This is a genomic window from Flavobacterium sp. TSSA_36 (assembly GCF_051547165.1).
Taxonomy (GTDB): Bacteria; Bacteroidota; Bacteroidia; order Flavobacteriales; family Flavobacteriaceae; genus Flavobacterium.
Window position 1 is genome coordinate 1 of sequence record NZ_JBPTTP010000033.1, and the last position, 414, is coordinate 414.

General features: G+C 43.0%; 2 tRNA genes. Both read right to left on the bottom strand.

What is annotated here, in order from left to right:
• Positions 1-232 precede the first annotated feature (232 nt).
• A tRNA-Leu gene (locus ACSVH7_RS15140) sits at positions 233-318 on the bottom strand.
• 4 nt (positions 319-322) lie between these two features.
• Positions 323-395, bottom strand: a tRNA-Phe gene (locus tag ACSVH7_RS15145).
• Positions 396-414: the final 19 nt, after the last annotated feature.

The window sequence follows — 414 nt, forward strand, 5'->3', positions numbered from 1 at the left end:
TCCAATAATTAGGAACCCCCAGAAAAGGCATTTTCAGCCAACAGGGTTCCCGCTATCCGCTATATCTTGCTTGCCGAACCCCGGCAAGCAAGGATACCGCTACTATCGGGGTTAAGGAGCAACATCTTACCTTTTTGCATTCAAAAAAAATCAGGTTCTAACTATTTCATTCACAACACCTAAAAGTAAAAAAAAAAACTCCAGTAGCCTTTTCTACTGGAGTTTTTCTTTGTACTCAGAGCGGGACTTGAACCCGCACGAACATTGCTGTTCACTGGATTTTAAGTCCAGCGTGTCTACCAATTTCACCATCCGAGCAAAGTGGTACCTCCAGGGATCGAACCAGGGACACATGGATTTTCAGTCCATTGCTCTACCATCTGAGCTAAGGTACCTTACTTATTAGTAATTTAT